The 14,271-nt window shown below is 70.2% G+C and carries 10 protein-coding genes and 1 pseudogene; 9 read left to right on the forward strand and 2 right to left on the reverse strand.

Going from position 1 to position 14,271, the window contains the following annotated elements; translation table 11 throughout:
• A pseudogene (locus tag ACTWQO_RS34275) lies at positions 1–714 on the forward strand (serine/threonine protein kinase); the annotation flags it as partial.
• Positions 715–770: 56 nt separating this feature from the next.
• On the opposite strand, the gene ACTWQO_RS34280 reads toward ACTWQO_RS34275, so the two are convergent.
• Positions 771–1,577, reverse strand: coding sequence for an SGNH/GDSL hydrolase family protein (locus tag ACTWQO_RS34280; RefSeq protein WP_443241275.1), 807 nt, complete (start codon positions 1,575–1,577; stop codon positions 771–773).
• A gap of 314 nt (positions 1,578–1,891) precedes the next feature.
• Between ACTWQO_RS34280 and ACTWQO_RS34285 the strand changes: the two genes are divergently transcribed.
• The 7 genes from ACTWQO_RS34285 (at position 1,892) to ACTWQO_RS34315 (ending at position 11,564) form a co-directional block, all read left to right on the forward strand.
• On the forward strand, positions 1,892–3,100 hold the full coding sequence (locus ACTWQO_RS34285; protein WP_443241276.1) for a S8 family peptidase: 1,209 nt from the start codon (positions 1,892–1,894) through the stop codon (positions 3,098–3,100).
• A 174-nt stretch (positions 3,101–3,274) separates the two neighbouring features.
• Complete coding sequence (locus tag ACTWQO_RS34290) at positions 3,275–3,700, forward strand: hypothetical protein (RefSeq protein ID WP_443241277.1); 426 nt, start codon at positions 3,275–3,277, stop codon at positions 3,698–3,700.
• Position 3,701: 1 nt separating this feature from the next.
• Positions 3,702–4,796, forward strand: coding sequence for a GNAT family N-acetyltransferase (locus ACTWQO_RS34295; protein ID WP_443241278.1), 1,095 nt, complete (start codon positions 3,702–3,704; stop codon positions 4,794–4,796).
• A 392-nt stretch (positions 4,797–5,188) separates the two neighbouring features.
• Positions 5,189–6,022: a glycosyltransferase family 2 protein gene (locus ACTWQO_RS34300; protein ID WP_443241279.1), complete on the forward strand. Its 834-nt coding sequence runs from the start codon at positions 5,189–5,191 to the stop codon at positions 6,020–6,022.
• A complete protein-coding gene (locus ACTWQO_RS34305) occupies positions 6,019–6,999 on the forward strand; it encodes a glycosyltransferase family 2 protein (RefSeq protein ID WP_443241280.1) in 981 nt (326 codons plus the stop codon). The genes ACTWQO_RS34300 and ACTWQO_RS34305 overlap by 4 nt, the downstream gene beginning before the upstream one ends.
• Complete coding sequence (locus tag ACTWQO_RS34310; RefSeq protein WP_443241281.1) at positions 6,992–7,792, forward strand: polysaccharide deacetylase family protein; 801 nt, start codon at positions 6,992–6,994, stop codon at positions 7,790–7,792. The genes ACTWQO_RS34305 and ACTWQO_RS34310 overlap by 8 nt, the downstream gene beginning before the upstream one ends.
• Positions 7,785–11,564 carry a lipopolysaccharide biosynthesis protein gene (locus ACTWQO_RS34315; protein WP_443241282.1) on the forward strand — a complete coding sequence of 1,260 codons (3,780 nt, stop codon included), beginning with the start codon at positions 7,785–7,787 and terminating at the stop codon, positions 11,562–11,564. Before ACTWQO_RS34310 ends, ACTWQO_RS34315 begins: the two co-directional genes overlap by 8 nt.
• 10 nt (positions 11,565–11,574) lie before the next feature.
• Here ACTWQO_RS34315 and ACTWQO_RS34320 read toward each other — a convergent pair whose 3' ends face one another.
• Positions 11,575–12,996 (reverse strand): GH39 family glycosyl hydrolase, encoded by a 1,422-nt coding sequence (locus ACTWQO_RS34320; RefSeq protein WP_443241283.1) that lies wholly within the window; start codon positions 12,994–12,996, stop codon positions 11,575–11,577.
• A 155-nt stretch (positions 12,997–13,151) separates the two neighbouring features.
• On the opposite strand from ACTWQO_RS34320, the gene ACTWQO_RS34325 reads away from it, so the two are divergent.
• Entirely contained in the window at positions 13,152–14,246 is a 1,095-nt protein-coding gene (locus ACTWQO_RS34325; RefSeq protein ID WP_443241284.1) for a DUF5925 domain-containing protein, read from the forward strand.
• Positions 14,247–14,271: the final 25 nt, after the last annotated feature.

The following is a 14,271-nucleotide window of genomic DNA, read 5'->3' on the forward strand; positions in this document are numbered from 1 at the left end:
GCCCAGCCGCAGCAGGCGCCCACCCCGCCGTTCCCCTCCACCCAGCCCGTCCCCACCCCGGCGACCACCACCACGACCCGGGAACCCGACCGCAACCGCCGCGCCGCCATCGCCATCGTCGCGGGCCTCGCCGCCCTCGCACTGGCCCTGGCCGGACTGACGTACGCCCTGCTGAACAGGGAGGACAACGGGGGCGATCAAGGGGGCGGCACCACCACCAGCCAGACGAGCGAGGGCAGTTCGCCGTCCGAGGACGACGACGGGGCCGGTGGGGCGACCGGGCCTACCAAGAGTCAGAGCGAGGAGGAGACGACCTCGCCACCGCCGCAGCAGTCCGTGCAGGTCTCGTTGGCGGGGGCGAACACGGAGTACTCCGGGGCGTGTCCGCCGCCGAACGGCGAGGCGCCCGCGTTCACGGCGACGATCACGGTCGGGCAGCTGCCGGCAGAGGTGAGTTATCGGTGGGTGTCCCAGGACGGCGAGGTGATGGATCCGGGCTGGAAGACGCTGTCGTTCGCCGAGGGCGGCTCGCGGACCAAGCAGGACCGGGCGTTCGTGACGACGTACGACGCCAGCGGGACCTTCGAGAACGAGATCAGTGTCGAGGTGCGCGACCCGGTGCGGACCACGTCCAACTCGGTGCCGTTCTCGGTGACCTGTGAGTCGGAGACCCCGACGGGCGGGGTCTCCCCTTCACCTACGGCTTCTCCCTAGCCGTTCGCGTCGAGCATCAGTCGTTCGCTTCGAGCATCAGTCGTTCGCTTCGAGCATCAGTCGTTCGCGTTGAGGACCGGCAGATAGCCGCCCGACTGGCCGCCCGCGTTCGGGTGGTACGACTCGCTGATGTTGGCCAGGTTCACGCTGTGCAGCCAGGGGCTGCCGGAGCAGATCTCATGGCCGGTGAAGGTGGGACGGACGTCGCCGAAGGCGAAGCCGTGGTCGGCGGCGCGCTTGGCGATGGCGGTGTCGAGGTGGTCGGCGGCATCGTTGATCGCCTTCCGCTTGGTCTCGGAGAGCCCGAGGCAGAGGGCGCCGAGCCGGTAGAGGCGGGGATAACCGAGCACGACGACGCGGGCGGACGGTGCCTTGGCACGGATCGTCGAGTAGACGTTGTCGAGCTTGCCGGGCAGCGTCGAGTCGACGTACGCCCGCGCGGTGTTGACGCGGGACACGCAGGCGCTGTCGGACTGCAGCACGCAGGTGACCATCACGTTCATGAAGCCGGCGTCGTTGCCGCCGATGGTGATGGACACGAGGGACGTGGCGGCGCTGAGCGGGCCGAGCTGACTCGCCAGAACATCATCCGTTCGGGCGCCCGCGCAGGCGGTGAAGTCGAACGTCGAGGGTGAGTTGGCGGCGGCCCAGAGGTAGGCGTACGACCTCGTGCTGCGCTTGCACTCGCCGCTGGAGGAGAGGTAGCTCCCCGCGCCGAGTCCGGAGGAGTAGGAGTCGCCGAGGGCCACGTAGCCGCCTTCTGCGGCGGGCTGGGCGGCCTGCGCGGCGGCCGATCCGGTGAGGGTGACACCGACGGCCAGGAGGAGTGAACTGACGTATACGGCAATTCGGGAACGTCTCATGGAACCTCCCTATAGCAGGATCTCTGCCACAACCGTCGTAGCAACTACGCGTGTTGAACGGAAGTGTCCATGCCAAGACTTTCCGGGCCTTTCCGGGTTCTCCTCCATGAGTTCACCCGGCCGCAGATTTCGTGCCCATGACAGATTTGTTGACAGACGCTCAACTCCCTTTCGCTACGCCCGCAGACGGCTGATCCTTTACTTCAGCCCGGGACGGAACGCGACGCTCCGGGTCGTGTGCGCGATGACGCGCGCACCCCCCACAGACACGCGCCCCACCCAGGCGCGCGCCGCCAAGAGGAGGACTCCCTCGTATGGCACAGCTGCGTAGCAAGAGATTCCGGTTCGCCGCGATAACCAGCCTGGCGACCGCCGCCCTCGTGGGCGGGCTCACCACACTTCCCGCCGAGGCCGCACCGGCCACCGGCAAGGTGCTCGCCGCCGACTCCCCCACCGCGATCAAGGACAGCTACATCGTCACGCTCAAGAAGAGCGCCGGCCTCAAGGCCGCGTCGAGCGCGGGCAAGAGCCTGGTCACGGAGTACGGCGGCACGGTGAAGAAGACGTTCGGCACGGTGCTGAACGGCTACACGGCCACCCTCTCCGCAACCGAGGCCAAGCAACTCGCCGCCGACCCGGCGGTGGCCTCCGTCGAGCAGAACCAGCGCGTCCAGCTGACCGACACCACACAGAGCAACGCCCCTTGGGGCCTGGACCGCTCGGACCAGACCTCGCTCCCGCTGTCCGGCACCTACACATACCCGGACAGCGCGGGCAGCGGCGTGACCGTATACGTCATCGACACCGGCGTCCGGATCACCCACTCGGAGATCAGCGGCCACGCCACCTACGGCTACGACGCGGTCGACGGCGACACCACTGCCTCCGACGGCAACGGCCACGGCACCCATGTGGCCACCACGATCGCGGGCAGCACGTACGGCATCGCCAAGAAGGCGAACATCGTGGCGGTGCGGGTGCTGAACAACAGCGGCTCCGGCACCACGGCGGGCGTGATCGCGGGCATCGACTGGGTGACGCAGAACCACTCCGGTCCCTCGGTCGCCAACATGTCGCTCGGCGGCGGCGCCTCCACGACGCTGGACACGGCGGTCGCGAACTCCATCGCCAGCGGCGTGACCTACGCGGTCGCGGCGGGCAACAGCAGCGCCAACGCCTCCTCGTACTCCCCGGCCCGCGTCGCCTCGGCGATCACGGTGGGCGCCACCACCAACACGGATGCAAAGGCGAGCTACTCCAACTACGGCTCGATTCTGGACATCTTCGCGCCGGGCTCCTCGATCACGGCGGGCTGGTACACCAGCGACACCGCGACCAACACCATCTCCGGTACGTCGATGGCGACGCCGCACGTCGCGGGCGCGGCCGCGGTCTATCTGGCGAACCACACCTCGTCCACCCCGGCGCAGGTCGCCTCGGCGCTGACCAGCGGCGCGACCACCGGCGTGGTCACCAGCCCGGGCACCGGCTCCCCGAACCGGCTGCTGAAGATCGTTCCGTGACGGCAACCGGCCTGAAGTGACAGGGAGTTCCCCGGAGGCGTGCGTCGCCTCCGGGGAACACTTGTGCAAAGAGCGTCACGAGTCGGGGTCGCCGTCTTCCCCGTCTTGACGGCCCCCGCACGGCTGCGTCACATTGAAGTCCGGCATCCGGCGCGTCGGGGGGCAAAGTCGCCAATGCAGACCATAGGTATCAAGCGTTCTTCAACGGACGGCGCCGAGCGCGCGCGTCCCGGGCCGGCGAGAGACCTGACGCCGCTGCTCGCGGGCGCCGCGACCGCCGTCGGTGGGGTCGGCGCGGTGCTCGCGCTCGCCGACTCGGGCTCGCCGCTGCGCGGCCCGCTCACCCTCTTCTTCCTGCTCGCGGCACCGGCCACGGCCATCGCCGCGGCCCTGCACGGACTGCCCCCGCTCGGCCGGATCCTGGTCGCGGGCGCGGGCGCGGTCGTCGTGAACATGCTGGTCGCCCAGGCCATGCTGGCCGTGCACCGGTGGTCCATCGGAGGCGGTGTCGCGGCCGTGACCGCGATCAGCTCCCTGACTCTCCTGCTGGTTCTGGTACGGCGGCTGCGCGGCCGTACGGCTCAAAGGCGGACTGACTGACGTGGACATCAGCGTGTACCGCCCCGGCGAGCTGAGCCAAGCCGACCGGGCGGCCTGGACAGCCATGCAGTCGAAGGCCCATCTGCACGGATCTCCCGAGTTGGCGAACCCGTTCCTGTCCCCCGAGTTCACGCTCGCGGTCGGACGGCACCGGCGCGGGGTGCGGATCGCGGTCGTACGGGAGGACGGCGAACCGGCCGCGTTCTTCCCGCACCAGAGATCCGCCGCCGGCGTCGGACGGGCCATCGGCCTCGGCATCTCGGACGCCCAGGGCCTGGTGCACCGGCCAGGGTTCAGCTGGGACGCCCGGGCGCTGCTGCGGGCCTGCGGGCTGTCCGTCTGGGAGTTCGACCACCTGGTGGAGGGCCAGGGGCCGTTCCAGGCGGAGGCCACCGGAAGCTTCGCGTCGCCCGTGATGGACGTCGACCAGGGCTACGACCCCTATCTGAGCGATCTGCGGGCCCGGTCCCCGAAGTTCACCAGGACCACGCTCGCCAAGGAGCGCAAGCTCGGCCGGGACGCCGGCGAGGTGCGCTACGTCCATGACGAGCGGGACCCGGCCGCCCTGCGCACGCTCATGGGGTGGAAGTCGGCGCAGTACCGCAGGACCGGGCGCAGCGACCGGTTCGCGCACGAGTGGATCACGCAGCTCGTGCGGCACCTCTTCCACACCCGCTCCGAGCCGTTCGCGGGGATCCTGTCCGTGCTGTACGCGGGCGAGACGCCGATCGCCGCGCACTTCGGGCTGCGCACCGAGCGGGTGCTGGCCTGCTGGTTCCCGGCGTACGACCCGGCGTTCGCGAAGTACTCCCCGGGTCTGATCCTGCATCTGCGGATGGCGGAGGCTGCCGCCGCCGATGGGATCGCGTATCTGGATCTCGGCCGGGGCCAGAAGGAATACAAGGACTCCCTCAAGACACGGGAACTCAACGTGTCCGAAGGGTGGGTGACGCGCCGCCATCCGGTGGCGCTCGGGCACCGGGCGCGCCGCGCTCCGGTCCGGGCGCTGCGCAACACGGTGGTGGCCCGGCCGGAACTGTTCGAACGAGCGGACAACATGCTCAAACGGATAGGAAAAATCCGATCGGAACGATAGGAATCGCAATCTATCGTTTGGTAACGGACAGAACAACAAAAATGTGAGGCCTTGTTCCAGGTCTTGCCATACAGGCTCAATCGTCAATACCGTCGTACATCTCACCCGCATCGGGTTCATCGGCGTTCGGTCCGAGGGGAGGGCTCGAGGACCGCGATGGCTCCGGCGCGGGGCGCGGTAGGGGGGTGCCGTGCTCGGTGATCGCACCATGTGCCGAGTCGTGCCGCGCGACCGAATGCCCGTTCGCGGCAGTCGGCCAGCTTTGCCAGCTCACTCGGCATGCACGGAGATCGATTTCGGCATGCCGTGAGTGAGATACCCCCCTTTCGAACCGGACAAAGAGCCGGGCCGCCCGGGGGCGGGCGGTCCACCGGACGAGAGGGACCAGACTCATGAGCTCAGTTCTGCGCCCAGCCAGCACGGGCCAGGATCCAACCACCGCCGGTGCCTACCGGCCCATCTCCTCTCACCTGGCCATCGCGCCGCCGGTGAGTGTGGTGATTCCCGCCATGAATGAGGCGGAGAATCTTCCGTACGTCTTCAAGACGCTGCCCAGCTGGATCCACGAAGTGGTTCTGGTGGACGGCAACTCCACCGACGGCACCGTCGAAGTGGCCCGCGAGCTGTGGCCCGACGTCAAGGTCGTCGAGCAGCGCGGCAAGGGCAAGGGGGACGCGCTGATCACCGGGTTCGCGGCGGCCACCGGCGACATCATCGTGATGGTCGACGCGGACGGCTCGGCCGACGGCAACGAGATCGTCTCGTACGTCTCCGCCCTCGTCTCGGGCGCGGACTTCGCCAAGGGCTCCCGCTTCGCCAACGGCGGCGGCACCGACGACATGACGCCGATCAGAAAGCTCGGCAACTGGGCGCTGTGCACGGCCGTCAACCGCAAGTTCGGCGCCCGCTACACGGATCTCTGCTACGGATACAACGCGTTCTGGCGGCACTGCCTGGACAAGATCGAGCTCGACTGCACCGGCTTCGAGATCGAGACCCTGATCAACATCAGGGTGGTCAAGGCGGGTCTGAAGGTGCAGGAGATACCCAGTCACGAGTACCTCCGCATCCACGGCACCAGCAATCTGCGGGCCGTGCGGGACGGGCTGCGGGTGCTCAAGGTGATCCTCAGGGAGCGCTCCAACCGGCGTGCGCTGCGCCGCCGTGAGCAGCACTCCCCGATGCTCGACTCGGTACTCGACTCGACGCGGGGAGAGGTGTCTTGAGCAGCCCGGACATCTCCGTCGTGATCTGCGTCTACACCGAGGACCGCTGGGAGGACATCCTCGCGGCGGTCGCCTCGGTCCGGGCGCAGTCCCGGCCCGCCCTGGAGACGCTGCTGGTCGTCGACCACAACGCGACACTCCTGGACCGGCTGGCCAAGGAGTACAAGGAAGTGGCCGAGGTGCGGGTGCTCGCCAACGCGGGTCCCCGCGGTCTGTCCGCGGGCCGCAACACCGGTATCGCGGCCTCGCACGGCGAGGTGATCGCCTTCCTCGACGACGACGCCGTGGCCGAACGCGACTGGCTGCGGCACTTCGCGGCCGGGTACGCCGACCCGCAGGTGATGGCGGTCGGCGGGCGCACCATGCCGATCTGGGCGTCGCGGCGCCGGCCGGCCTGGTTCCCGGAGGAGTTCGACTGGGTGGTGGGCTGCACCTACAAGGGCCTGCCCGCCGGCCGGGTCCGGGTGCGCAACGTCCTCGGTGGCAACGCCTCGTTCCGTCGTACGGCGTTCGAGGCGGCCGGCGGATTCGCCACCGGCATCGGACGCGACGGTGACAAGCGCCCGCTGGGCTGCGAGGAGACGGAGCTGTGCATCCGGCTCACCCGGGCCAGACCGGACGCCGTGCTGCTGATCGACGACCGTGCGGTGATCCACCACAGGGTGCCCGAGGCGCGTGAGCACTTCGGGTACTTTCGCACGCGCACCTACGCCGAGGGCCTGTCCAAGGCGCTGGTGGCCCGAAGTGTCGGCGCCGACAAGGGACTTGAGTCGGAGCGCCGGTACGCGACCCGGGTGCTGCCCGCCGGAGTGGCCCGCGGGCTGCGCGACGCCCTGCTGGCCCGGCCGGGCGGCGCGGGCCGGGCGGGCGCGATCGTCGCGGGGGTGCTGACGGCGGCGAGCGGGTACGTCGTGGGGAGTGTGCGGGCACGCAAGGGGGCTTTCGTCGTGCCGGAGTCGGGGGGCGGTCGTGACTGACGCGCGCGTGCCGATCCTCATGTACCACGCGGTGGCGGCCGAACCGAACGATGCCACCCGTGCCCTGTCGGTGACACCCGAGGCGTTCGCCGAACAGATGGCGGTGATCGCCGACCTCGGCCTCACCCCCGTCTCCACGGCGGAGCTGGCCGAACGCTGGCGCCACGGCGGACCGCTGCCCGACCGCCCGGTCCTGGTCACCTTCGACGACGGCTACGAGGGCGTGCACCGGCACGCCCTGCCCGTGCTCGCCAAGCACTCCTTCGCGGCCACCGTGTTCGTCACCACCGGCTGGCTGCGCGGCCCGCACCACGCGGGCGGCGCACTCGACACCATGCTCGACTGGGAACAGGTCCGCGATCTCGCGTCCGCCGGCGTCGAGATCGGCGGGCACAGCCACACCCACCCGCAGCTCGACCAGCTCCCGGACGACCGGCTGCGCCGGGAGCTGATCCTGTGCAAGGAGATCGTCCAGGACGAACTGGGCTCCGTCCCGGCCTCGTTCGCCTACCCGTACGGCTACTCCACCCGCCGCGTGCGCGAGGCGGTCCACGAGACGGGGTACGGCCAGGCGCTCGCCGTCAGCAACGGCCTCGCGCGGCGCCGGCAGGGGCCGTACGCCCTGACCCGCCTCACCGTGCGGCGCAGCACGTCGATCGACGAGTTCACGCGGCTGGTCGAGGGCCGCGCGATCGCGCGCACGTTCGCCGGGGACCGTGCCCTCACCAAGGGGTACGCCCTGGTCCGCAGAGCCCGACAGGTCCGCCGGAAGGCCATCCGTTCCCGTGTCTGACACGACCACCAAGACCGAGGCCCAGCCCGAGACACAGGCGCCCGAGCGGTCGGGGCGCCGGCTGCGTCTGCCCGGACTCGGCCGGTCCGGGGGCGGCAGCCAGCTGTTCCGCAACGCCTACGCGCTGATGCTCAACACCGGTATCTCCGCCGTGCTGGGCCTCGGCTACTGGCTGGTCGCCGCCCGCTACTACTCCGAGTCGGCGGTCGGCCAGGGCTCCGCCGCGATCGCCGCGATGAAGCTCCTCGCGGGGCTGACCGCGGTGACGCTGACCGGCGCGCTGGCCCGCTTCATACCGCTCGCCGGACGCAGTACCGGGCGGCTCATCTTCCGTACCTACGCGGGCAGTTCGGTGATCGTGGCGCTGGCCGCGGGCGTCTTCCTGCTCGCGCTGGACATGTGGGGGCCGTCGTACCGCTTCCTGAACGGGCCGCTGCCCGCGCTCGGGTTCGTGGTCGCGGTGATCGCCTGGAATCTGCTCACCCTTCAGGACGGGGTGCTGACCGGGCTGCGCAGCGCGCTGTGGGTGCCGGTGGGCAACACCGTGTTCTCCGCGGTCAAGCTGGTGCTGCTGGTCGCGATCGCCGCGGCGGTCCCGATGGCCGGCGTCTTCGTGTCGTGGGTCGCGGCGATCGCCGTGTCGGTGCTGCCGCTGGGCTGGCTGGTGTTCCGGCGACTGGTGCCGGGGCACGTCAAGGCGACCGACGAGCAGGCCAAGCCGCCGACGCTGAGGGAGATCGGGCGGTTCCTGGCGGGCGACTACACCGGGTCGCTGTTCTCACTCGCGGTGGTCTATCTGGTGCCGGTGATCGTCGCCGCGCAGGTGAGCTCCGCCGACAACGCGTACTTCTACATCGCCGCCACCATCGGCGGGACGGTCAATCTGCTCGCCATCAACATGGGCGCCTCCCTGACCGTCGAGGGCTCGCACGATCCGGGGCGGCTGGCCGCCAACACCCGTGCCGCGCTGAAGCGGATGGCCCGGATCATGGTGCCGGTCGCCGTCATCCTGTTCTTCGGCGCCCCGTGGATCCTCGGAGTCTTCGGCGGGGGCTACGCGGACGCGGCCACGCCGTTGCTGCGGTGGTTCGCGGTGGGCGGGCTGCTGCGGGTCGTCATGGAGACGTACTTCGCGGTACTGCGCGCCCAGAGCCGTACCGCCGGACTCGCGTGGCTGCAGGGCCTGTTGTGCGCGCTGGTGCTCGGGCTGACGCTGGTGCTGCTGCCCCGCATGGGGCTGGCCGGCGCGGGCGTCGCCGAGGTCGGCAGCCTCGCCGTGATCGTGGCGATCGCCGCGCCCAAGCTCTTCCGGACCGTCATGACCGCACCGGCCGCCGCTCCCCAGGACGCGGCACCGCCCGACGGGGACCTCGCCGACCTGGGGGCGCGCGAGGTTCCCGTCGGAGCGAAGCCGCGTCGGCGCGGGCCGGGCTGGGCGCTCGACTCCGACACGCTCGCCCTCGGCATCCACGTCGACTTCGACCACCAGGAACGCCGCCCGGATGTGCGTCCGGGGCCGGGGACGCCGCCTACGGGGTCGCCGGTGGTGCGGGTGGAGCATCACCGGCCGACGTGGGCGCTCAAGTCGAGGGTGCCGGAGGTCGTGGGGCTGCCGGTGGAGGAGCGGGAGCCGGGGTCACCGGTGGAGGAGCGGGAGCCGGGCCTGGAGGTTTCGGCTGCTCCGGCGCCGATGGCCGAGGTTCCGGACACCCCGGAACCCCCCGAACCTCCCGCACCCCGCTCCCTCCGCGAACGCCTCCAGCCCACCCGCTCCGGCCTGATCCTCGGCTGTCTGCTGATCGCCGCCCTGCTCCTGTACTGGGTCCCGGCCCTGCGCCTGGGCGAGGCCGACCTGGACGGCATGGGCGGGCTCGGGCTGATCTCCGTACTGCCGCTGCCGACGCTGACCGGCGCCGCGCTGCTGATCGTGGTGTTCGCGTCGCTGCTCTGGCCTCAGCGCGAGCACCGGGCCCTGCTGCTGATCACGCTGCTCGTCACCGTCGTGTCGCTGCACGCGCTGCCCGCGGTGATCGAGACGGAACCGCGGTTCGCGACGGCCTGGCAGCATCTGGGCTTCCTCGACTACATCGACCGGACCGGGTCCGCCGTACCCGACCTGGACGCGCGCTGGAGCTGGCCGGGCTTCTTCGCGGCGGCCACGTTCGTGGCGGAGGCATGCGGGATCACGGACTTCACCGAGATCATCCGCTGGTGGCCGCTGACCATGCAGCTGCTGTACCTGGCGCCGTTGTTCCTGCTCACCCGCTCGATGCGGGCGAGCTGGCGCGCCAAGTGGACCGGCATCTGGGTGTTCGTGCTCAGCGGCTGGGTCGGCCAGGACTACTTCTCACCGCAGGGCTTCACCTATCTGCTGTATCTGGTGTTCGCGGCGATCCTGCTGGTCTGGTTCCGCGCGCCCCGGGTGATCTGGACGAAGCAGCGGCCCGGCGAGGCGGAGGTAGAGCCGACGGACCGGCGGCAGCGTGCCGTGCTGCTGCTGGTCGTGCTCGGCCTGTTCGCGACGACCGTGCCCGCGCACCAGCTGACCCCGTTCGTGATGCTCGGCGTGGTGACGGTCCTCGTGCTGATCGGCAAGTCCGAACTGCGCGGCCTGCCCATCCTGTTCGGCGTGATGGTGATCTCCTGGATCGGCTTCATGGCCGAGCCGTACTGGTCCGGCCACTTCGACGAGCTGTTCGGCGGGGTCGGCGGGGTCGGCGGCAATGTGTCCTCGTCGGTGTCCGGCCGGATCGAGGGCGGCAGCTCGACACACAAACTCGTGCTGTACGCGCGCGTGCTGCTGGCCGGCGGTGTGATGGCGTTCGCCTGCTGGGGCTGGTGGCGGCGGCGCGACCACAAGTACCGGGAGCGCTCGCTGCTCGTCCTGACCTTCGTGCCGTTCCTGGCCTTCGGCATGCAGTCGTACGGCGGTGAAATGGCGCTGCGTGTCTTCATGTTCGCGCTGCCGGGCGCGGCCCTGCTGATGGGTCTCGCCCTCTTCCCGCGGACCGGCGTCACCGCGAAGGAGCGCGACAAGGACCGGGTGAGCCTGGCACCGCTGGCCGCGCTGATGGCGGGCCTGGTCCTCATGGGCGGCTTCCTGGTGGCCCGTTGGGGCAACGAACCGTTCGAGCGGGTACGGCCCGGCGAGGTGGCCGGCATGGAGTACGTGTACGCCCATGACAAGCCGAGCGCCCGGCTGCTGTGGCTGAGCAGCGACACGGTGAACGACGTGACACCGGCGATGCCGTGGGGCTCGCGGGACATGGAGAAGGTGGCGTATCTGCCGACTCTGGCGCCGACCGACCCGGTGCTGGTGTCAGGGCTGGTCAAGGCGCTGAAGGACGCGGGCCCGAACTCGTATCTGATGATCAACCGCAGCCAGGTGGTCTTTCTGCAGTTGGACATGGGCTATTCGAAGACCTGGGACACCCGGCTCATCCAGAACCTGGACAGGCGGAAGGAGTTGACGAAGGCCTACGTCAACGAGGACGTGACCATCTACACCCTGCGCAAACAGCCCGCGGGCGACATCCCCAAGGCCGACCCCGGCCCGATCGGGCCCCAGGTGACCTGGACGCCCTGGTCGGTCGTCGGAGGCCTCGCCGCACTCGCGCTGATCGTGCTGCTCACCGCGCGCGAGGTGGTCCGGGTCGCGGTGCGGCCGAGCGTGCGGCAACTGCGCTGGCTGCAGAGCACGTTCTGGTTCTCGCTGCCGCTGCTGGCGGTGTTGCTGGCTTCGCTGGTGCAGCGGTTCCTGACGATCAAGTAGGTGAAGTGGCTCAACGCCGGAGCCACTTCACCTCGTACGCCTGCATCGTGAGCCGATGGCCGTCGACCGTCACGCCGACCTGCCGGTCCTGCGTGTTGACCACGAGGGCGACCTTGCCGGTGGCGAGGACCCGGACCTTGGAGACGTCGGACTGCGCGACGGAGACGTTCTCGTACCGCGTGCCGGGCGGGAACTCGGCGTTGAAGCGCGAGACCAGGTCGTACATGGGCAGCTTCTGGCCGCCCCGGCTCCCGGATGTGGGCGTCCACAGGCACCCCGGGCATTCGGTGCCCTTCTCGTCCTCCGGGTTCCAGTAGAAGCCGGAGGAGGCGCCGCCCTTGGCCATCGCGATCATCCCGGCGGCCTGGACGGCGCCGCGGCGGGCCTCGGACCAGCCGTGCCGGTCGTCGTTGCCGTCGGCGGGCTCGACGTAGTACTCGGCCCACCACAGCGGCAGTCCGGGCGCCCGCTCGCGCACCCACTGGCCGACGGCGGTGAACTTGTCGGTGGCCGCGAACTCGTCGGGCAGCAGTTCGTCGTCCCTGGTGTAGCTGGAGCCGTCGACGACGACGAAGTCGGCGCCGATCTTGTGCTCGTTCCAGTGGTCGAAGGCGTCCAGGGTCCGCTGGTCCATCGCGCCCCAGGGCCCCTTGAACGTCTTCGACGCGTCGTCCTCACGCGGATCGAGACTGTCCATGACCAGGTACGGGCCGCCGACCAGGATGTCCTTGTCGACCTTCTTCAGGGCCTTGTACACGAGGTTGTAGAGCTTGGTGTAACCCTCGTGGTCCCAGCGGGCCTCGGCGTCGTTCCAGAAGCCCTTGAACTCGTTCCAGACGATGAAGTGGCGCACGTCCGGATACCGCTTGGCGACGGTCGCGGCGAGCGCGGCGTAGTCGTCGAAGTGTTCGGGCTCCGGCGCGGTCTCCAGCGCTGCCTGGCTCCAGTCGGTGGCGTCGACGCCCGCCTTGCCGCCCTTCATCCAGTCCGGGGCGCAGCACAGTGTGACCACCGGGGTGCCGCCGGACCGACGGACGAAGTCGATACGGCGGTCCATCGCCTCGAAGTCGTAACGCCCCTTCACCGGCTCGGGGTTGTCGGCACCCCAGCCCATGATGTGCTGGATCTGCGGCAGGCCCCCGCCCTGCGCCAGCAGCCCCTCGACGCGGGCGACGGCGGCCGAGCTGCCCTCGTCGGCGCTGAACTGGGTGTGCGTGAAACCCCAGCCGACCTCGGGCTCGGGCCTGTCCGGCGTGGGGGCCGGCGTGCCGTGCACCTTGTCGCCTTCGCGTGAGGTGCCGTCGGTGCTCACGCCGTTCCCCGGAAGCGTGTTGAGCAGGGTCACGACCAGGGCCAGCGCGGCCGCACCGACCCCGAGCAGCGCGGTGAGCCGCCACCGCCCTGCCCCCGAATTCCACCCATGACGTCCCATCGAGGGCAAGAGTATCGGCGGAAACGGCCGTTCGGGAGGCTGTTCCCGTTACTGGACGGACACCACCAACACCGGCGATACACGACACACCCGACACTCCGGGCCCACTGCGGAAACCGGGTGCACACGGGGCCCGCGTGCCGGATCATGGCCCCATGTCTGTGAACCCTCACGAAGCTCTGCCGATCCGGCTCAACGTCGACGACAGCGACTCGCCGTCCGACGTCGTCGACGCGCTGTTCCTCGGCCGCTTCGCGACGGGCGAGCAGCCGCACTCGCACTCGGCGAACATCGAGCGCGTACGGTCCGGGGCGACCCTTCTGCCGCCGGGCGCCCGCGTGCTGCGCTCCGCCCGCGACGACGACCGCAGCGCGACGCTGGCGGAGGGCGACGGCTGGACGATGCTGATCTCCCGCTGGAACCGGGGCGCCGACGTCACCGTCACGGCGACCAGTGAGGAGCTTGCGGAGAAGGTCCTCGACCAGGCGACGGACGGCGCCGCGGACGAACCCGAGCCGCAGCCGGAGAACGTGACGATGGGCTTCTGGTACGTCTCACCCAGGCGCGGCCCGCACCGCACGACACGGCAGATCTCCGCGGGTACGTGGGACGAGGTGCGGCCCAACTACACCGCACCGGTCGCGGACGCGATGGACCGCCTGATGAAGACGACTCCGGAGGACATCGCGGGCCGTCTTCTCCTGCTGCACGGCCCGCCCGGCACCGGCAAGACGTCGGCGCTGCGCACGCTGGCCCGGTCCTGGCGGGACTGGTGCCAGGTGGACTGCGTGCTGGACCCCGAACGGCTCTTCAGTGACGTCGGCTATCTGATGGACATCGCCATCGGCGAGGAGGACTCGACGGGCAAGGGCCGCTGGCGGCTGCTGCTCCTGGAGGACTGCGACGAACTGATCCGCGGCGAGGCGAAGCACACCGCGGGTCAGGCGCTGTCGCGGCTGCTGAACCTGACGGACGGCCTCCTCGGACAGGGCCGCAACGTCCTGGTCGGCGTCACCACCAACGAGGACCTGGAACGCCTCCACCCGGCCGTCGTCCGCCCCGGCCGCTGTCTCGCCCGCATCGAGGTCGGTCCGCTGACCCACGCGGAGTCGGCGAACTGGCTCGGCACGGACGAGGGCATCGACCGCGAGGGCGCGACCCTGGCCGAGCTGTACGCGCTGCGCCGGGGCACGTCACCGACATCGCTGCCGGAGCCGCGGGGGCGGGCGGACGCGGGGCTGTATCTGTAGGCGGTGGCTGTAGCCGGTGGTTTCG

This window comes from Streptomyces sp. 4N124, assembly GCF_052245395.1.
GTDB lineage: Bacteria > Actinomycetota > Actinomycetes > Streptomycetales > Streptomycetaceae > Streptomyces.

What these genes read in the sequence shown, in the direction of transcription:
- ACTWQO_RS34280 (WP_443241275.1), bottom strand. Translation starts at nt 1,577, where the DNA reads ATGAGACGTTCCCGAATTGCCGTATACGTCAGTTCACTCCTCCTGGCC.
- ACTWQO_RS34325 (WP_443241284.1), top strand. Translation starts at nt 13,152, where the DNA reads ATGTCTGTGAACCCTCACGAAGCTCTGCCGATCCGGCTCAACGTCGAC.
- ACTWQO_RS34320 (WP_443241283.1), bottom strand. Translation starts at nt 12,996, where the DNA reads ATGGGACGTCATGGGTGGAATTCGGGGGCAGGGCGGTGGCGGCTCACC.
- ACTWQO_RS34300 (WP_443241279.1), top strand. Translation starts at nt 5,189, where the DNA reads ATGAGCTCAGTTCTGCGCCCAGCCAGCACGGGCCAGGATCCAACCACC.
- ACTWQO_RS34290 (WP_443241277.1), top strand. Translation starts at nt 3,275, where the DNA reads ATGCAGACCATAGGTATCAAGCGTTCTTCAACGGACGGCGCCGAGCGC.
- ACTWQO_RS34285 (WP_443241276.1), top strand. Translation starts at nt 1,892, where the DNA reads ATGGCACAGCTGCGTAGCAAGAGATTCCGGTTCGCCGCGATAACCAGC.